Source organism: Bacteroides sp. RTP21281st1_H5_RTP21281_210402, from assembly GCF_040918965.1.
Lineage (GTDB): Bacteria > Bacteroidota > Bacteroidia > Bacteroidales > Bacteroidaceae > Bacteroides > Bacteroides congonensis.
On record NZ_JBCOWR010000002.1, the window covers coordinates 278,814 to 297,687 of the forward strand.

Annotated in this window: 15 protein-coding genes; 4 read left to right on the top strand and 11 right to left on the bottom strand. The window is 47.1% G+C overall.

The genetic code is table 11. From position 1 onward, the window contains the following. Positions 1-45: 45 nt before the first annotated feature. Entirely contained in the window at positions 46-729 is a 684-nt protein-coding gene (locus tag AB5443_RS04735; RefSeq protein ID WP_022136555.1) for an energy transducer TonB, read from the bottom strand. A gap of 220 nt (positions 730-949) precedes the next feature. Between AB5443_RS04735 and cmk the strand changes: the two genes are divergently transcribed. The 3 genes from cmk (at position 950) to pfkA (ending at position 3,717) form a co-directional block, all read left to right on the top strand. Continuing rightward, entirely contained in the window at positions 950-1,636 is a 687-nt protein-coding gene (gene cmk, locus AB5443_RS04740; protein ID WP_368114115.1) for a (d)CMP kinase, read from the top strand. Between the two features lie 52 nt (positions 1,637-1,688). Further along, on the top strand, positions 1,689-2,558 hold the full coding sequence (locus AB5443_RS04745) for a 4-hydroxy-3-methylbut-2-enyl diphosphate reductase (protein ID WP_277133855.1): 870 nt from the start codon (positions 1,689-1,691) through the stop codon (positions 2,556-2,558). A gap of 178 nt (positions 2,559-2,736) precedes the next feature. Continuing rightward, complete coding sequence (gene pfkA / locus AB5443_RS04750) at positions 2,737-3,717, top strand: 6-phosphofructokinase (RefSeq protein WP_022136558.1); 981 nt, start codon at positions 2,737-2,739, stop codon at positions 3,715-3,717. 152 nt (positions 3,718-3,869) lie between these two features. Here the strand turns inward: pfkA and AB5443_RS04755 are convergent, their stop codons facing one another. The 6 genes from AB5443_RS04755 to AB5443_RS04780 form a co-directional block, all read right to left on the bottom strand. Next, positions 3,870-4,721 (bottom strand): SDR family oxidoreductase, encoded by an 852-nt coding sequence (locus tag AB5443_RS04755; RefSeq protein WP_368114116.1) that lies wholly within the window; start codon positions 4,719-4,721, stop codon positions 3,870-3,872. Beyond that, on the bottom strand, positions 4,718-5,941 hold the full coding sequence (locus AB5443_RS04760) for an NADH:flavin oxidoreductase (RefSeq protein ID WP_368114117.1): 1,224 nt from the start codon (positions 5,939-5,941) through the stop codon (positions 4,718-4,720). Before AB5443_RS04760 ends, AB5443_RS04755 begins: the two co-directional genes overlap by 4 nt. Before the next feature lie 49 nt (positions 5,942-5,990). Next, positions 5,991-6,752, bottom strand: coding sequence for a DUF1295 domain-containing protein (locus tag AB5443_RS04765; RefSeq protein ID WP_022136562.1), 762 nt, complete (start codon positions 6,750-6,752; stop codon positions 5,991-5,993). 593 nt (positions 6,753-7,345) lie between these two features. After that, on the bottom strand, positions 7,346-8,689 hold the full coding sequence (locus AB5443_RS04770; protein WP_044655774.1) for a citrate/2-methylcitrate synthase: 1,344 nt from the start codon (positions 8,687-8,689) through the stop codon (positions 7,346-7,348). Between the two features lie 25 nt (positions 8,690-8,714). Beyond that, on the bottom strand, positions 8,715-9,905 hold the full coding sequence (gene icd / locus AB5443_RS04775) for an NADP-dependent isocitrate dehydrogenase (RefSeq protein WP_307996818.1): 1,191 nt from the start codon (positions 9,903-9,905) through the stop codon (positions 8,715-8,717). A 2-nt stretch (positions 9,906-9,907) separates the two neighbouring features. Further along, positions 9,908-12,151, bottom strand: coding sequence for an aconitate hydratase (locus AB5443_RS04780; RefSeq protein ID WP_368113278.1), 2,244 nt, complete (start codon positions 12,149-12,151; stop codon positions 9,908-9,910). A 66-nt stretch (positions 12,152-12,217) separates the two neighbouring features. Here AB5443_RS04780 and AB5443_RS04785 point away from each other — a divergent pair, with 66 nt between their 5' ends. Further along, the gene (locus AB5443_RS04785; RefSeq protein ID WP_368113279.1) at positions 12,218-14,158 is read left to right on the top strand and encodes an AAA domain-containing protein; all 1,941 of its coding nucleotides are present in this window, start codon (positions 12,218-12,220) and stop codon (positions 14,156-14,158) included. 475 nt (positions 14,159-14,633) lie between these two features. Here AB5443_RS04785 and ilvC read toward each other — a convergent pair whose 3' ends face one another. The 4 genes from ilvC to ilvB all read right to left on the bottom strand — a co-directional run bounded on the left by ilvC (position 14,634) and on the right by ilvB (position 18,868). Further along, complete coding sequence (gene ilvC, locus AB5443_RS04790; RefSeq protein WP_022138575.1) at positions 14,634-15,677, bottom strand: ketol-acid reductoisomerase; 1,044 nt, start codon at positions 15,675-15,677, stop codon at positions 14,634-14,636. A 108-nt stretch (positions 15,678-15,785) separates the two neighbouring features. After that, a complete protein-coding gene (locus tag AB5443_RS04795; protein ID WP_022138574.1) occupies positions 15,786-16,529 on the bottom strand; it encodes an acyl-[acyl-carrier-protein] thioesterase in 744 nt (247 codons plus the stop codon). A gap of 21 nt (positions 16,530-16,550) precedes the next feature. Continuing rightward, positions 16,551-17,114, bottom strand: a complete 564-nt coding sequence (ilvN, locus tag AB5443_RS04800; protein ID WP_022138573.1) for an acetolactate synthase small subunit — start codon at positions 17,112-17,114, stop codon at positions 16,551-16,553. Between the two features lie 56 nt (positions 17,115-17,170). Beyond that, positions 17,171-18,868 (bottom strand): biosynthetic-type acetolactate synthase large subunit, encoded by a 1,698-nt coding sequence (gene ilvB / locus AB5443_RS04805; RefSeq protein WP_195663648.1) that lies wholly within the window; start codon positions 18,866-18,868, stop codon positions 17,171-17,173. Between the last annotated feature and the right edge of the window lie 6 nt (positions 18,869-18,874).

The window sequence follows — 18,874 nt, forward strand, 5'->3', positions numbered from 1 at the left end:
AAAGAGGCTGCCGTGAAGCAGCCTCTTAAATTATTGTGTTACAAATTACTGCAGTCTGAACATTACAGGAACCGTAAATTTAACACGTACCGGTTTACCACGCTGCATACCTGGTTTCCACTTCGGCATGGTGTTTATCACACGGAGAGCCTCTTTATCCAGATACGGGTCAACGCTGCGTACAACTTTCGCGTCTACAATACTACCGTCTTTGTTGACAACGAACTGTACGATAACACGTCCTTGAGTTCCGTTTTCCTGAGCGATAGTCGGATATTTGATGTTCTTAGCCAGATACTGCATCAAAGCTGCTTGTCCGCCCGGGAAGTCCGGCATGTTTTCTACAACTTCGAAAATGGTCTGTTCTTCCGGCTCTTCTTCAACAACTTGTACCGGCACGTATTTTACTTCTACCGGAGCAGCATTATCTTCATTGATAATGGTTGTTGTTTCATCAATTTCGGCCTTATCGTCGACAATCTCCAACAATTCGGCCACTTTCGGGGCTTCGGGTGGTGGTGGAGCTTGTTGTTCAGGGGTTTCGGTAATAGGAATGATTTCCTCTTCAAACACAACGTCAGCTACTGCCTGGCTTGTATCAATTTTCACGTCACGCTGGGTCCATTCGAACGCCACGAACATGAAAGCCAACACTACCACGTAACCAACGAGCAACCATGTAGACTTCTTGCCTTCCAGGTCTGCTTTGGGTGATTTTTTAACTTCCATAAAATAATTAATATAATAGATTAATAAAAAAAGTGTCTTCCTATGTGTCTTCGGGCAAATATAGTACATTTTCAGTTAACCGTCTGTTTCTTCCGGTCTTTTTATCCGGCTTTTTAACTTTTTTAATTCTTTCGTACTTGCCTGCTTCCTTTTAACGGCAAACATATGGCTGATTTTCAAAATAAGCGTATCTTTGGCGGACAAATTAGATGAACTGAATATGAAAAAGATAGTAATAGCAATCGACGGTTTTTCCTCTTGTGGAAAAAGTACTATGGCCAAGGATCTTGCCCGTGAAGTGGGATACATTTACATTGACAGCGGAGCCATGTATCGGGCGGTCACCTTATATAGTATGGAGAACGGAATTTTCGACGGAGATGTCATCGACACAGAGAAACTAAGAAATGAAATCAAAAATATCCATATTTCTTTCCGTCTGAACCCTGAAACGGGGCGTCCGGACACTTACCTCAACGGGGTAAATGTGGAAAACAGAATCCGCACGATGGAAGTCTCGTCCAAAGTAAGTCCTATCAGCGCGCTCGACTTCGTACGTGAGGCAATGGTGGCCCAACAGCAGGCGATGGGAAAAGAAAAAGGCATTGTAATGGACGGAAGGGACATCGGAACCACGGTTTTCCCGGACGCCGAATTGAAGATTTTTGTAACTGCCACGCCTGAAGTCCGTGCCCAACGCCGTTACGACGAACTGAAAGCGAAAGGACAGGAAGCGAGTTTCGACGAAATCCTGGAGAATGTAAAGCGACGGGACTATATTGACCAGAACCGGGAAGTAAGTCCGCTGCGTAAGGCTGATGATGCTTTGTTACTGGACAATACGGACTTGACAATCGAGCAACAGAAAGGATGGCTGTTCGAGCATTTTAATAAGGTGGGAAAGTAGTTTTTCCGTATAGTTTTAAGGAGTTTCTTATCTAAATTGAGGAGTTTTCTTTATGATTAAGGTAGAGATAGATGAAGGGTCAGGCTTCTGCTTCGGGGTAGTGACAGCCATTCACAAGGCGGAAGAAGAGTTGGCAAAGGGAGAAACGCTTTATTGTCTCGGAGATATCGTGCACAACAGCCGGGAAGTGGACAGGCTGAAAACGATGGGATTAATCACCATCAACCGCGAAGAGTTCAAGCAGTTGCGAAACGCAAAGGTACTGCTGCGGGCACACGGGGAGCCGCCGGAAACTTACATGATTGCCCGCGAGAATAATATTGAAATCATAGACGCGACTTGTCCGGTAGTATTGCGCCTTCAGAAGCGTATCAAGCAGGAGTTCCTGCAAGACGGAAATAAAGAAAAGCAAATTATCATTTACGGTAAAACCGGTCACGCAGAAGTGTTGGGACTGGTGGGGCAGACAGACGGAAAAGCGATTGTCATCGAAAAAGCCGAAGAAGCGAAGAAGCTGGATTTAAACAAGGACATCCGTCTTTTTTCGCAGACAACCAAGTCACTCGACGAATTTCAGGAAATTGTAGAGTATATCAAGAAGAATATATCTCAGGACGCGACTTTCGAGTATTACGATACGATTTGCCGTCAGGTTGCCAATCGCATGCCTAAGTTAAGGGAGTTCGCGGCTACGCATGATTTGATATTCTTCGTCAGCGGGAAAAAGAGTTCGAACGGAAAAATGCTGTTTGAAGAATGCCTGAAAGTGAATCCTAATTCACATTTGATAGATAATGAAAAGGAGATAGATACTTCTTTGCTCCAAGACGTGCAGTCGATTGGCGTGTGCGGGGCAACTTCCACTCCTAAATGGCTGATGGAAAAGATATACAACCATATCCGGGCACTTATAAAGGAGTAACAGCGTATTGTAGAAGCGAGTAACAGCAAAGTAACAGATAAGAATAAAAAGAAAGCAAAAAGCGGACATTTGCACTTTTTTAATGTTTTCATCAAGTGAAAAAAAACTTCGTAAACATTGCTTTCAACTTTTTATTGTACATTTGCCACATCAAACTAATTAATGAAAAGATTGTGATATGGGAACAGTGAAATGTATCGGAATTTTAACTTCCGGGGGTGATGCTCCGGGAATGAATGCAGCTATACGTGCAGTGACACGTGCAGCCATCTATAACGGATTACAAGTTAAAGGTATATATAGAGGATACAAAGGCCTGGTGACAGGCGAAATCAAGGAATTCAAAAGCCAAAACGTAAGTAACATCATCCAACTGGGTGGAACAATCCTGAAAACAGCCCGCTGTAAGGAGTTCACGACTCCCGAAGGACGCCAACTAGCCTATGATAATATGAAGAAAGAAGGCATCGATGCCTTGGTTATCATCGGTGGTGACGGTTCGCTGACGGGCGCGCGTATTTTCGCGCAGGAATTTGATGTGCCCTGTGTCGGACTGCCGGGAACGATTGACAACGACCTCTACGGAACTGACACAACTATCGGCTACGACACAGCATTGAATACCATCCTGGATGCAGTGGATAAGATTCGCGACACAGCCACTTCGCACGAACGTTTGTTCTTTGTGGAAGTAATGGGACGTGATGCCGGTTTCCTCGCGCTGAACGGAGCGATTGCTTCGGGAGCTGAAGCAGCCATTATCCCGGAATTCAGCACGGAAGTCGACCAACTGGAAGAATTTATCAAGAACGGATTCCGTAAGTCAAAGAATAGCAGTATCGTACTGGTAGCCGAAAGTGAACTGACCGGCGGGGCCATGCATTACGCGGAACGTGTGAAAAACGAGTATCCGCAGTACGATGTACGTGTAACTATCCTCGGACACTTGCAGCGCGGTGGTAGTCCTACTGCTCACGACCGTATCCTGGCAAGTCGCCTGGGTGCTGCCGCTATCGATGCTATCATGGAAGACCAACGCAACGTAATGATTGGTATCGAACATGACGAAATCGTTTATGTACCGTTCAGCAAGGCTATCAAGAATGACAAGCCGATAAAGAGAGACCTTGTGAATGTATTGAAAGAACTTTCTATCTAAACGAAAGAAGTTTCATCCAATCATTAGAAAAAAGAAATAATGAGGGAATATCAAAACTCCCTTTTTAACAAAATCACCCGCGTTGCAAATAGATGTAGCGCGGGTGTTTTCTATTTTTATAAAGGCTTTGGATACACCTTCGTTTCTTATTTTTATTCCAACCATTGCGCTACCGTTCGCTCTGTACTTTCCCAAAGCCGCTCCTGTTGCACATGATGAGCATACTTGTCAGACAGTTTTTTCCGGCGATTGCTTGCATATAGCTGTCCCGTCACTCCCGCCTCTTTTTCGTCCAGCAGCAGTCCGATGGCCGTAGAAGCCCCTTTCTTCGGTTTGCGGATAAAAGGACGGAAAAAAATATCGGTCAATGGGTCAAACCATTGATGCATAGTAATAATATTTGTAGAAACAATCCCCGGGTCAGCCGCATTGACAGTGATACCCTTGTCACGGAGCTGTTCAGCCAGTTCGAGGGTAAACAATAATAAAGCCAGTTTCGTATTACTGTAGATAGGGATTCTCCAAAACTTTCCCACCTTTCCCCGATGGAAAAAGTCAGGCAGGTCGATATGCCCGATTGCGTAAGTACAAGAAACCATATTCACAATACGCGCGCCCCGCACCATTGCGGGAACCAATTTCCGCGTAAGCAGATAAGGCCCTACATAATTCACACTCACCGTCCGTTCAAATCCGTCGGCGGTAACATGAAACCCTGTTTCCATCGTCCCTGCATTATTCATCAACAGGGAAACCGGAATATTACGCTCCAGAATCTGTCCGGCAAAAGAAGCTACCGAGCGCATGGAAGACAAATCAATAGCCATCACTTCCAGGTTCGGATTTCCGGTTTCTTCGATTAAACGCTGACGGACAATTTCTGCTTTTGACGGATTATAACAAGCCATTATTATCCGATAACCGGCTTGGGCTACAGAACGTGTTATTTCCCGTCCCATTCCTCCGTCGGCACCGGTGATGATTGCCCATTTTACTTCATTCATCGCTTTTCAAGTTTTTCAATCTCCTTCTGCAAACAAGAAGGGATTGGTTCTTTTAAATGTTGATGACAAGCCATTTCTATGGTGTACATACGTCCGATGCAGTAATTACTGTGTCCGCAGTTACAACGAGCCTGCTCTTCCTGTGCCATCCGGTTGACAAATCCCGGTTCGTTGAGCAAAGCGCGCGCCATCTGCACAGCGTCAAAACCCGCATCCAGCACTTCATCTATCTTCTGACGGGCAACAAGGCCACCGACATAAATCAACGGAGCTCCCGGAAGAGCTTCCCGAAACTTCAACGCATCTTCGAGAAAATAAGCCTCTTTGAAAGGGACTGACGGAATCATCCATTTTCCAAACATCCTCACTCCATACTTCAGCCACCAGCAATTCATATAGTAAGACATCGAACGGATGGGCATCGCACCCCGCATCACATACATCGGCGTTTTGCTTACGAAACCGCCGCTCAACACCAATCCATGAGCGCCAAGTTCCAGCAAACGTTTGGCAACCTGGATGGATTCGTCTATTTCCATTCCGCCCTTGAAGCCGTCACGCATATTCATTTTCACAAAAACAGCCATGTCACTGCCTGCCGCTTTCATGACTTCTTCCATCACCAACTCCATAAAACGCATCCGGTTTTCCAGTGAACCGCCAAATTCATCTTTCCGGTGATTCGTGTAGGGAGACAGGAACTGGCTAATCAGATAACCATGTCCGGCATGGACTTCCACAGCATCAAATCCGGCTTCCCTTGCCAGATTGACAGCGTTTCCATAGGCTTGTGCCAGTTCCGGAAGCTCTTCTTTTTCCAGTCCGCGGACAAACGTGGGAGAATAGAGATTGAATCCCGAAGAAGCAGACACGGGGGTGACACCGCAAATATTTTTGTGGGACATATTTCCGCAATGTCCTATCTGTATGCCTACGGCAGCGCCTTCGTCGTGCACAGCTTTGGTCAATTCATGCAAACGGGGAATGATGGATGGACGCAGCCACAACTGGCGGTCGAAAGAAAGTCCGCTTTGTGTCACAGCAGCGTAGGCCACCGTCGTCATGCCTACCCCGCCCGCAGCTACCGAGCGGTGATAATCCAATAGCATTTGTGAAGGAGTATTCTCCGGACACATACTCTCGAAAGCCGCCGAACGAATCGTCCGATTCCGCAACGTCAAAGGCCCGAAAGTGACCGGAGTAAAAAGCTTAGATTTCATAGTAGTGAGAATTATTCAAGTCTTATTTAATTTGTGATAACAATCATTTTTAATAAAGGAAAGGAAATACCCGTTTCTTCTCTCCTACCGCGTCACCGAATTCTTCGCGGTAGCGACACCACAACGCATGGGCACGCGGAACAAGATTGGCAATCGTCCACCAAAGAAAGACAAGTCCGGAAAGCGAACAAGTGAGTATTGCCCAACCTGCCCATTCAATTATTTCACCGAAATAATTGGCGGACGTGACATAGCGATACATTCCCTTTTGCGGCAGATAATGGCGTGTGTCTCCCGGTTTGCGCAGGTGGCGGATGACATAATCCGAATGCCAGTTGACCAGCATACCCACAAAAAACAGCAGAGTACCCGCTATAAACCACGGAGACGTAAACCAGTCGGGCTGGTACATCGTTTCGGGAGCAAGGTAAAATATCCATTCACCTTGCATATAGCCATTCAGCAGATTAAAAAGAATCCCCATTGACATAATTGCCAGTGGCATTTTACTTTTTCCGGTCAATAACAGCGGGAAAATGAAGGCACGCTGGAAATAATGAATTTGAAAAAACAAAAAGAAAGTCAATATTACCGGCTCAAAACGACGTTCGGAATACATCCACATACCACACATCACCAAAAAGACCGGAGCTTCCATCAGTACCCAAGCTATTTTATTGGATATAGCTACTCCCCATGACGCCGTGCGAAAAATACCGTATCCGGCTTTCACAAAATAGAGTGCGATAAAAACCACCAGGGCAATCAAACTCATCACACCCAGGAACAGATTAAAGGCTGCCAAACTCATATTAAAAGTCTTTATGTAATGCGCAAAAATAACAAAAATGAAAGGAATAACAACAAAAAAATCCCTTTAAATAAAAAACTCACCACGGGCCGAATATTTTTTCATTACAAGTTCCAAGAAGAAACAGTTGATAGACGAATGAGTTATACATACTAGGTATAAAATTCGTTGAACGCAGAAAATAAATATATACCAATTAATTCATAACTGCACGATTATGAATCAAATCCGTACGGTTATGTTATGAACTAATTTCGAGCTTGTGCAGATTTATTTTTAATGCTTAATGAATTTATGGTTAATGATGCATGGCTTTATTCGTCTGACAACTGTTTCTTTTTCGTCTGACAGTTGTTAGACGAAAGAATAACAGTTGTCAGACGAAAGTTTAACAATTGTCAGACGAATAAAGTTATGTATAACGGGGATTAAATCATTGTATACTACCAATAAAGTTTTAGAAAAACTAAGTTTAGTTCATTTCTGTACCGTTTTGAACTGTTTCTTATTCATCACAACTCCCCGAACAAAGTTGAAATCCAATCTTCGTTCGGGGAGTACTTTTATATATTCAACAAAAGGATTTGTCTTTGTCAACGCTTCTTGATAGGTACATAAGCCAAATCTTCGAGCACATTCTTGTAAGCAGGACGGATGATACGCTTGCCTTCGAAAGTCAGTTCCTCATTGCGGTGTGCACACCAACCTACGATACGTGCCATGGCAAACAAAGGAGTGAAAATTTCCTGCGGCAATCCAATCATTTCATAGACGAAACCCGAATAGAAGTCGATGTTACTGGAAACGGTCTTTCCGTTGTTCTTGATACGGCCGAAAGTGGCGATGGCACGTTCTTCCAACAGTTCGAGGAAAGCAAATTCGCTTTCTCGGCCTTTCTCACGGGCAAGGTCGCGGGCAAGTTCTTTCAGCAAGAGCGCACGAGGGTCGGAAATGGTGTAGACAGCATGGCCGATACCATAAATCAATCCCGTTTTGTTGTACACTTCTTTGTTGAGCATACGGGTGAAGTAAGTGTCTATTTCGTCTACACTAGTCCAGTCCTTGATATTTTCTTTCAAGTGCTGGAACATGTCGGCAACCTGGATATTCGCGCCACCATGAAGCGGGCCTTTCAGCGAACCGATACCCGCGGCGATGGCCGAATACGTATCTGTTCCGGTAGAAGAAGTGACACGGACGGTGAATGTGGAGTTGTTACCACCACCATGTTCTGCCTGAAGAATCAACAGCAGGTCGAGGGTGCGGGCATCCAGTTCGGTGTAGTCCTTTTTCAGCATATACAGGAAGTTTTCGGCGATAGACAGTTTTTCCTGCGGATGGCGGATATGCAGGGAACGACCGAAAGTGGCGTGGCGAAGCATATTGTAAGCATAGGCGATGATGGTCGGAAACTTCGAGATAAGATCGATGCTCTGACGCATCAGGTTATCACGGGAAGTATCATCCGCGTTGGCATCAAAACGATACATTTCGAGTACGCTGCGCGAAAGGATATTCATAATGTTGTTTCCTTCCAATTCGATAATATTCATTTTCGTTTTCTGTTCCAACGGCATGTTGTCGTTAATCAGTTCACGGAAAGAGAGCAGTTCTTCCTTATCCGGCAGACGGCCAGAGAGCAGCAGGTAAGCCACTTCTTCGAAGCCGAAGCGTTTCTCCTTGATGATGGCGTGTGAAATATCTTCCACGTCATAGCCACGATAGAACAATTTGCCCGGTATGGGTTTCAGTCCGCCACCCGGAATACGTTCGTAGCCAACTACATTACCGATTTTAGTAAGGCCTACCAATACACCTGTGCCGTCTTCATTACGCAGTCCGCGTTTCACGTCAAACTTGGGGAACAATTCATTATCAATCCGGGTTGCTTCCTTCATATCTTCGGAAAGCTTGTAAATCAAGTACTCTTTCTTCATTTTTCTTTGTTTTTATTTGTTGCTTTTACTTTTCAATTCGTTCCACTATTTCGCGTGTGAAAGCGGAAGTTGAGAGGGAGGTTCCGTTCGGCATAAAACGTGCTAGATCATGTGTAGCGCGAGCTTCAAGGAAACTTTGTTCCAAGGCTTTCTCTATAAGAGCCGCCGCTTCTTTCCAGTCAAAATATTCGAGCATCATCACTGCCGAAAGCAGAATGGAGCAAGGGTTCACTACGTCTTTTCCCGCAATGTTCGGGGCAGTTCCGTGAGTGGCTTCAAAGATGGCGTGACCTGTCTTGTAGTTGATATTCGCTCCCGGAGCAATACCGATGCCGCCTACCATCGCTGCCAGTTGGTCGGAGACGTAGTCCCCGTTCAGGTTCAAGGTGGCTATTACGGAATATTCTTCGGGAATCAGTAAGGTATTTTGCAGGAAAGCGTCGGCGATGCAGTCCTTTATCACCAGTCTGCCATCTGCCAGGGCATCGGCAAATTCACGCTGCGCCAGTTCGTAGCCCCACTTCTTGAAACCACCTTCGGTGAATTTCATGATATTACCTTTGTGCACCAACGTCACGGAAGGCAGATGATGGTCGAGCGCATACTGGCAGGCTGCACGTACAAGACGTTCCGTACCTTCACGGGAGACAGGTTTCACGCCGAAAGAAGATGTTTCCGGGAAACGGACTTTCGTCACGCCCATCTCGTCTTTGAGGAATTTATAGAACTTTTCAGCTTCCGGAGTACCGGCTTCCCACTCGATACCGGCATAAATGTCTTCCGTATTTTCACGGAATACGCACATATCCACTTTCTCAGGCGCTTTCACAGGCGACTGCACTCCCTGATACCAACGGACGGGACGGAGACAAACGTATAAGTCGAGCGTTTGGCGCAGGGCTACATTCAACGAACGGATGCCGCCACCGACGGGAGTTGTCAACGGGCCTTTGATTCCTATCAGATATTCCTGAAAGGCCTTCATCGTTTCGTCTGGCAACCAGGAACCTGTCTCATTGAAGGCACGTTCACCTGCCAGCACTTCTTTCCATTCGATGCGGCGCTTGCCGCCATAGGCTTTCCGAACGGCCGCATTCACTACGGCCTGCATGGAAGGAGTCACTTCAGCTCCCACTCCGTCTCCGGTAATATAAGGTACGGTAGGCACATCGGGCACCAGCAGCGTACCATCTGCTTTCATGGTTATTTTATTCATGGTTATCTTGCATTTAAGGCAGAGCCGGCACGAAACCAGGCAATCTGCTGTTCATTGTATGTGTGCTGTACTTCAAAGCTCTCTTTCGTTCCGTCTTCGTGGTGGAGAACGATGGTGAGATTACGTCCCGGCGCGAAATGCACCAAACCAAGCACGGAGAGAACATCATGTTCGCGAATCTTGTCGTAGTCGGCTTTATCGACAAATGTCAGAGCAAGCATTCCTTGTTTCTTCAGATTCGTTTCATGGATACGGGCGAAGCTCTTGGCGAGAATCACACGGACATTCAGGAAACGGGGTTCCATAGCTGCGTGCTCGCGACTGGAGCCTTCACCGTAGTTTTCTTCGGCAACGACAATAGAAGAAATCCCCTGTGTCTTATACAACTTCGCTGTACCGGAAACTGTACCGTAGGTATTTGTCGAACGGTTCCAAACGCTGTTCGTTTCACCGTTGAAGGCATTGACAGCTCCCATCAACATGTTGTCGGAAATATTCTCCAAATGTCCCCGGAAACGAAGCCACGGGCCTGCCATAGAGATATGGTCGGTGGTACATTTGCCTTGCGCCTTGATGAGCAGGGGCATATTCAGCAAGTCCTGGCCGTCCCAGGCAGGGAAAGGAGTCAGCAGTTGCAAGCGTTGGGAATCCGGTTTCACTTTGATTTCCGTTTTTGCCCCGTGCGGGGCGATATAGCCTTCGTTGCCCTGTGTAAAGCCCTTCAAAGGAAGTTCGTCACCGACAGGTTCAGCCAATTTTACTCTTTCGCCATCGTGGTTCACTAATCTGTCTTTCAAGGGGTTGAAGCAGAGGTCGCCCGCGATGGTCAGTGCCATAGTCAGTTCGGGAGAAGCGACGAAAGCATAGGTGTTGGGATTGCCGTCGGCACGTTTCGCAAAGTTACGGTTGAAAGAGGTGACGATGGAGTTCTTCCGTGTCGGGTCGTCCGTCTCACGTTTCCACTGGCCGATACAAGGGCCGCAGGCGTTTGCCATAATGGTAGCTCCGATTTGCTCGAAAGCACCGATCATTCCGTCTCTCTCGGCAGTGGCGCGAATCTGTTCCGAACCCGGATTCACAATCAGCGGAGCGGCTACGCTCAAATTCTTTTCGGCTACCTGCTTCGCCAAAGAAGCGGCACGGCTCAAGTCCTGGTAAGAAGAGTTGGTGCACGAACCGATGAGTCCGACTTCCATTTTACGAGGATAGCCGTTCAATAATACTTTCTCCGCAAATTCGGAGATAGGCGTAGCAACGTCCGGCGTGAAAGGGCCGTTTATGTAAGGTTCGAGTTCCGACAAGTCAATATCAATGACGCGGTCGTAATATTTCGCAGGTTCATCCGTCACCACTTCGTCCGCCCGAAGGTCGGCGCCGACAGATTCCGCCCAGTCGACAACACAGTCTCTTCCTGTGGCTCTCAGGTAAGTAGCCATGCGCCCGTCAAACGGGAAAAGTGAGGTGGTAGCCCCTACTTCGGCCCCCATATTGCAGATGGTCGCTTTTCCGGTGGCGGAAAGAGATTCGGTGCCGGGACCGAAATATTCAATGATGGCGTTCGTTCCGCCTTTTACGGTGAGGATGCCCGCCAGTTTCAGAATCACGTCTTTCGGAGAGGCCCATCCGTTCAGTTTTCCGGTCAGGCGGACACCGATAATCTTCGGCATCTTCAATTCCCACTCCATGCCGGTCATCACGTCCACGGCATCCGCGCCACCGACACCGATAGCCACCATGCCAAGCCCACCTGCGTTCGGAGTATGCGAGTCCGTTCCCACCATCATTCCGCCGGGGAATGCGTAGTTTTCAAGCACTACCTGGTGGATGATGCCTGCGCCCGGTTTCCAAAAGCCGATACCGTAGCGGGAAGATACATCGCGAAGGAAATCATAAACTTCTTCGTTGGTCATTCTTGCGGTAGCGATGTCTTCCTTCGCTCCTTTGTAGGCTTGTATCAAGTGGTCACAATGTACCGTCGAAGGCACTGCTACCCGGTCTTTGCCTGCATTCATAAATTGGAGCAGCGCCATTTGGGCAGTCGCGTCCTGCATAGCCACCCGGTCGGGGCGGAAATTCACATAGTCCTCTCCTCGTTTGTAATCCTTTACATCGGCTACATCATACAGATGAGCATACAAAATTTTCTCGGCCAACGTCAAAGGACGCTTCAATACAGCCCGCACGTGTTCTACCTTTCCTTTATAAGCAGTGTAGAAGGCTTCTAACATAGTCACATCGTATACCATATCGCTTTTAGTTTTTTTAGTCTATCTATAAAAATAACGAACGACGTTCGAGTAATGTTTAACAAAATGAAATATTTTTTCCACCCGGAGAGAAGAATTGTTACCTTTGCATCTATTATGAATAATAATTCGAAAAGTCCGATAGCCGATCTTCAGCAACAACAACTCCTCTTACGGATGGAGTACGAATACGAGAAAGAAGAATTCAAGCGGCAGACCGAAACGATGGGCGTTGCCCGGAAAGTGAAACGCGGTCTCTGCTGGTATCCCGTCTCTCTCGGCCGAAGTTACTACAATTCGCTGAATCAGCTTGTAATAGATATTACACGTACCGAAAATAAAGAGATAGAGCACTCTTTCGAGTTCGGACGTCCCGTCTGCTTTTTCCATCAGTCGCTCGAGGGGAAGATGAAGTATATGAATTTCATTGCTACCGTCAGTTATGCGGATGAGGAACGGATGGTGGTCGTGTTGCCCGGAGCAGGTGCTTTGATGGAACTGCAAATTCCCAATATACTGCTTGGCGTGCAGCTTTATTTTGACGAAACGTCTTACCGGGCGATGTTCGAAGCACTGGAAGATGTAGTCCGCGCCAAAGGCAACCGGTTGGCAGAACTGCGCGACACGCTGCTCGGAACGCTGAAACCGGGATTTCGTGAGTTGTATCCGGTACGCTTTCCGTGGCTGAACAGTACGCAGGAGACGGCTGTCAACAAAGTGCTCTGCACGCGCGATGTCTCCATCGTCCACGGCCCGCCGGGAACGGGAAAGACGACGACACTGGTTGAAGCAATTTACGAGACGTTGCACCGCGAGCCGCAAGTGCTGGTCTGCGCGCAGAGTAATACGGCTGTCGACTGGATTTGCGAGAAGCTTGTAGACCGGGGCGTGCCGGTGCTGCGTATCGGAAATCCTACGCGGGTAAATGACAAGATGCTGTCTTTCACTTACGAACGGCGGTTCGAGAGTCATCCGGCCTATCCGGAGCTATGGGGCATCCGCAAGTCTATCCGCGAAATGAACGGCCGGATGCGCCGGGGAAGTTACGCCGAACGGGAGGGTATGCGCAGCCGCATGAGCCGCTTGCGCGACCGTGCCACGGAACTGGAGATACTCATCAATGCCGACCTTTTCGACAGTGCCCGTGTGATTGCCTCTACTTTAGTGAGCAGTAATCACCGCCTGCTCAACGGACGGCGGTTTCCTACCTTATTTATTGACGAAGCCGCCCAGGCACTCGAAGCGGCATGCTGGATTGCCATCCGCAAAGCCGACCGGGTTATTCTTGCCGGAGACCATTGTCAGCTTCCGCCTACTATTAAATGTATAGAGGCAGCCCGTGGCGGACTAGACCACACGTTGATGGAAAAAGTAGTCCAACAAAAGCCATCTGCCGTTTCGTTGCTAAAAGTACAGTACCGGATGCACGAAGCTATCATGCAGTTTCCTTCGGACTGGTTCTACCACGGCGAACTGGAAGCTGCCCCCGAAGTACGTTACCGGGGGATTCTCGATTTCGATACGCCCATGAACTGGATAGACACTTCGGAAATGGATTTCCGCGAAGAATTTGTAGGTGAGAGTTTCGGGAGAATCAACAAACAGGAAGCAAATCTGCTTTTGCAAGAACTGGAAGCATATATCAACAGAATCGGCAAAGACCGGATATTGGATGAAAGGATTGATTTCGGCCTGATTTCTCCATATAAAGCACAGGTACAATATTTGAGAAGCGAAATCAAGGGGAGCAGCTTTCTCCGCCCTTTCCGCAGCCTCATCACCGTGAATACGGTAGACGGCTTTCAGGGACAGGAACGGGATGTAATCTTTATCAGTCTTGTCCGCGCCAATGAGGACAGGCAAATAGGATTCCTGAATGATTTGCGAAGAATGAACGTAGCAATTACCCGGGCACGGATGAAACTAGTCATATTGGGAGACGCGGCCACGCTGACAAAACATCCTTTCTATAAAAGGTTGATGTTATTCATTAAAAAAGAGGATTAACTCATTAATCCTCTTTTTTGTTTTATAAAGCCTACTTTCTCACGAAACCAGACTTTCATTTTTAACACAAACAAAACAAACAATATTTATTATTTTAAGTACTATCTTTTATACTTCCTCAATTTACCACCGGAGCAAATTAAAGACAGAATTTGTATCGAAACGATCCGTCATCTTACGGATATTTCTTTTAAAAGCATCAAACTAAAAGGGGAAATCACTGTTAAAAAGAATCCTGCGAATATGCAGTCAAAAATCTAAATATACATCAAATACTTCTCATACGGTATTATTTGCTTCAGTTTGATGCTGCAAATATAAACATAAAGTTGCATTATTTGTCCATAATAGTAATATATTTTTCAAAAAACATTCATCAGTTTTACGGAACTGATTTCCAACCAATTTGCAGACAAAAGAAAAGGAAGAGCTTTTCAGCTCTCCCTTCCTATAAAACTTGTATAATTCAGTCTGATTAATTGTTTTCAGGACGAAGTTTGCGTACTGTAACAGCAGTCTGCCACATTTCGCTTTCGCGCAATGCTTTCAGTTCTTCTTCCAGTTTCTCACGATAGTCCACTTTTGAGTTGCTGTCGATAGAAATCTGTGCTTCGTTACCAGTCTTAACGCTGTGATACAACTTTTCAACTACCGGTTTGATAGCATCGTGGAAGGGGCCCATCCAGTCAAGAGCACCACGTTGAGCAGTAGTAGAACAGTTTGCGTACATCCAGTCCATACCGTTCTTTGCGAACAACGGCATCAGTGACTGAGTCAGTTCTTCTACTGTTTCGTTGAATGCTTCGGAAGGAGTGTGGCCGTTTTCACGCAACACTTCGTATTGTGCGAGCAACAGACCTTGGATAGCACCCATCAATGAACCGCGTTCACCTGTCAGGTCGGAAGTAGCTTCACGCTGGAAAGTGGTTTCGAACAGATAACCTGAACCGATACCGATACCCAAAGCGATTGTTTTTTCGTAAGCCTTGCCCGTAGCATCCTGATAGATAGCGTAAGAAGAGTTCAAGCCACGACCTTCGAGGAACATGGTACGCAATGAAGTACCCGAACCTTTAGGAGCAACCATGATAACGTCGATGTCAGCAGGAGGAACTACGCCTGTACGGTCGTTCCATGTGATAGCAAAACCGTGAGAGAAATAAAGAGCTTTTCCGGCAGTCAGGTAAGGCTTGATAGTAGGCCATACGGACATTACCGCCGCGTCAGACAAGAGGCACATAACGATAGTACCTTTCTCGCAAGCTTCTTCGATTCCGAACAACGTTTCACCCGGAACCCATCCGTCTGCTACTGCCTTATCGTATGTTTTTCCTTCACGCTGGCCAACGATTACATTGAAACCGTTATCACGCAAGTTCAGTGCCTGTCCCGGGCCCTGTACGCCATAACCGATTACTGCAATTGTTTCATTTTTCAATACTTCACGAGCTTTTTCTAATGGAAATTCGTCACGGATTACTACTGTCTCAACAGTTCCGCCAAAATTCAACTGTGCCATTTTCTTTTTTGTTTTTAGTTTTGATGGCTTACGCCATCCGTTATTAATTGATTTTATATTCTATATTATTCAAATACTATTTCCGAGTTATTCAAATACTACTTCAAGCTATTCAAATACCACCTTCGAGCGGCAGACTACTTCGCTGCCGTTCTTCTTCACTTCGACATGGAATTCGTTATCATTGACTTCGTCACAGAAGAACGAAAGTTCGTCTCCGAAATAACTTTCGGCTACGTATGCCATTTCAAAACGGCGGATACGCTTGGTCTTGTACAACTCTATCGGGAACAAATCAAGAATGTGTTCTATGTAACGGATGCTGTTCACATGACCGTTGATGTCAATGTCGCTATACTTGGCCGTCAGCGTAGCCAATGGCTGGTCGCTGGTCACCTTGATGCGTGAGGGCTTTTCTATCGGGCAGGGTTCATCGCATACATAGTCTACGATGCTTCCGCCATGCAGCGTCAGGAGGTCGGCAGGTTTGCGAGTGTTCAGGTTAATCATGGCCCATACCGAACGGGCATAACCTATCTTCTTGCCGTCTTTGTCGATAACAGCAAAGTTACGGTCAGTAAACAGGCGATACACATTTTCCACCCATGTCTGAACCGAGAAGTCCTCGTATTGGTAGGGCATTTCGTCCAGTTCGACAGCCAGTCGGGAAAGCACCCAGGTGTAGTTGTCCTCGTTCAGCGTCGCGATGCCGAAACCACGGTCACTGGCATGGAAACCTGCGCAATTCAGCAGATGGTTGCCCAGTACTCCCATTGTCAGACGTCCGTTGAAGTCCACGTGAAAGGGTTCTGCCACAAACTTGTAAGTTCCTATTTTATTTGATTCACTCATTATTCTTGCTTGATTCACTCATTATTCTTGCTCTTTTTTACTTTGGTTATAGCCGGCTTCCCGTCCGTCGAGAAACTCATTCACCCGTTCAAAACAACTGGTAGTAATGGCTACACGTCCCGAACGGACAAATTGCAAAACACAATTCAAAGCCTTCAGTTCACCGTAGAGCGAAGTTATATCCTCACTCATGCCGTTCTTCTCGACAATGGAGAATACGGGATTCACTTCTACCACACGGGCATTGTATCTGCGTATCACCTTGGATGCTTCCGGTGTCTCCTGAAATTCGGGAGTGGACACCTTATATAATGCAATCTCATGGAAGTAGATTTCATCTTCTGTGAAGTAGTGCGCCTGAATGACGTCAATCTTCTTTTCAATCTGCTTCACGACCTTTTCTATCGTATCTTTATCCGTCCAAGCCGTGATGGTATATTTATGTACGCCTTTGATGGAAGACGCGGATACATTCAAGCTCTCGATATTAATCTGCCGGCGGGTAAATACAGCCGTTACCTGATTCAGCAATCCGGCGATATTCTCCGAATGAACGATGATGGTATATAATGTCTTATCACTCATAATTCTAATTTTAAATTGTGAACTCTCAACTCTCCATTCTCAACTCTCAACTTCTCCTAGCACTCCAACAACATTTGATTCACTGAGCCACCCGGAGGAGTCATCGGCAGGACATTACCTTCTTCCACCACACAGGCTTCGAGCAGGAACGGGCCGTCCGTAGCGAGCATTTCCTTGATGGCTTCCTTCAGTTCTTCACGGGTGAAGACGCGTTTGGAAGGGATGTCGTAGGCCGAAGCTATTTTCATGTAGTCCGGGTTCAGCATCGGCGTAAATGAATAGCGGCGGTTGAAGAACATGGCTTGCCATTGGCGCACGTTGCCGAGGTAATTGTTGTTCAGGCAGATAATTTTCACCGGAGCTTTCTGTTCCATGATGGTTCCCAGCTCCTGTATGTTCATTTGGAGTCCGCCGTCGCCCATGAATACACATACGGTACGTTCCGGCGCGCCGAAAGTGGCGCCGATAGCGGCGGGAAGTCCGAAGCCCATCGTCCCGAGTCCGCCGGAAGTGATGATGCTGCGTTCTTTTGAATATTTAAAGTAGCGGGCGGAAATCATCTGATTCTGTCCTACGTCCGTCACCAAAACGGCTTCGTGACGGGTAGCGTCGCTTACCGCACGTGCTACTTCGCCCATACTCAATGAGTCCGTAGCGGGATGAAGTTCGGGGCGGATTACTTTTTCTTCTTCTACCTTTTCGTATTCCTTGAAGCTGTCTATCCATTCGGTATGCGTGTTCTTTTTCAGAAGTTCCGTAACAGATGCCAGTGTATGCTTGCAGTCGCCCAGGACGGCGATATCTACTTTCACATTCTTGTTTACTTCGGCAGGGTCGATGTCGAAGTGGATTACTTTCGCTTGCTTGGCGTAAGTGGCGAGGTTGCCTGTCACACGGTCGTCGAAACGCATGCCGACAGCAATCAGGACATCGCATTTGTTGGTGTTGATGTTCGGGCCCAAGTTGCCGTGCATACCCAACATGCCCTTATTCAACGGATGCTCCGTCGGCAAGGCCGAAAGTCCGAGCAATGTACAGCCGGCCGGCATATCCGCCTTTTCGATAAAGGCACGCAGTTCGCTTTGCGCATTCCCCAACTCAACGCCCTGTCCTACCAGTACAAGCGGACGTTCGGCATTGTTAATCAGTTCGGCAGCCGCCTTTACAGAGTCCGCGTCCGTATCGGGTACGGGAACATAACTGCGTATGAAATCGACTTTCGTCGGTTCATATTTCGTTTTCTCGACTTGAGCATTCTTGGCAAAGTCCAGCACTACCGGGCCGGGACGACCGCTACGAGCAATATAGAAAGCGCGTGCTACCGCCCAGGCCACATCTTCGGCACGACGAATCTGATAACTCCATTTGGCGATTGGCTGGGTGATGCCCACCAAATCAACTTCCTGAAAAGCGTCTGTCCCGAGGAAAGCCGTTCCTACCTGTCCGGCAATCACAACGATAGGCGTACTGTCTATCATGGCATCGGCGATACCGGTAATCGTGTTTGTAGCACCGGGGCCGCTTGTCACCAGGCAAACACCGACTTCACCCGATACGCGGGCATATCCTTGTGCTGCATGGGCAGCTCCCTGTTCATGGCGAACCAAGATGTGGTTCAATGTATCTTGATGGTCGAATAAGGCATCGAATACCGGCATGATAGAACCGCCGGGGTATCCGAAGATGGTATTTACTCCCTGATGTTCCAGAGCACGCATCAACGCCTCTCCACCTGTTATTAAGTCTTTACTCATTCTTTT

Bases quoted from the DNA above. Each gene is read 5' to 3' on its own strand.
- AB5443_RS04780 (WP_368113278.1), bottom strand. From the start codon at position 12,151: ATGGTATACGATGTGACTATGTTAGAAGCCTTCTACACTGCTTATAAA.
- ilvB (WP_195663648.1), bottom strand. From the start codon at position 18,868: ATGAGTAAAGACTTAATAACAGGTGGAGAGGCGTTGATGCGTGCTCTG.
- ilvC (WP_022138575.1), bottom strand. From the start codon at position 15,677: ATGGCACAGTTGAATTTTGGCGGAACTGTTGAGACAGTAGTAATCCGT.
- AB5443_RS04770 (WP_044655774.1), bottom strand. From the start codon at position 8,689: ATGAAGAAAGAGTACTTGATTTACAAGCTTTCCGAAGATATGAAGGAA.
- AB5443_RS04795 (WP_022138574.1), bottom strand. From the start codon at position 16,529: ATGAGTGAATCAAATAAAATAGGAACTTACAAGTTTGTGGCAGAACCC.
- AB5443_RS04745 (WP_277133855.1), top strand. From the start codon at position 1,689: ATGATTAAGGTAGAGATAGATGAAGGGTCAGGCTTCTGCTTCGGGGTA.
- ilvN (WP_022138573.1), bottom strand. From the start codon at position 17,114: ATGAGTGATAAGACATTATATACCATCATCGTTCATTCGGAGAATATC.
- AB5443_RS04785 (WP_368113279.1), top strand. From the start codon at position 12,218: ATGAAATATTTTTTCCACCCGGAGAGAAGAATTGTTACCTTTGCATCT.
- AB5443_RS04755 (WP_368114116.1), bottom strand. From the start codon at position 4,721: ATGAATGAAGTAAAATGGGCAATCATCACCGGTGCCGACGGAGGAATG.
- AB5443_RS04760 (WP_368114117.1), bottom strand. From the start codon at position 5,941: ATGAAATCTAAGCTTTTTACTCCGGTCACTTTCGGGCCTTTGACGTTG.
- cmk (WP_368114115.1), top strand. From the start codon at position 950: ATGAAAAAGATAGTAATAGCAATCGACGGTTTTTCCTCTTGTGGAAAA.
- AB5443_RS04765 (WP_022136562.1), bottom strand. From the start codon at position 6,752: ATGAGTTTGGCAGCCTTTAATCTGTTCCTGGGTGTGATGAGTTTGATT.
- pfkA (WP_022136558.1), top strand. From the start codon at position 2,737: ATGGGAACAGTGAAATGTATCGGAATTTTAACTTCCGGGGGTGATGCT.
- AB5443_RS04735 (WP_022136555.1), bottom strand. From the start codon at position 729: ATGGAAGTTAAAAAATCACCCAAAGCAGACCTGGAAGGCAAGAAGTCT.
- icd (WP_307996818.1), bottom strand. From the start codon at position 9,905: ATGAATAAAATAACCATGAAAGCAGATGGTACGCTGCTGGTGCCCGAT.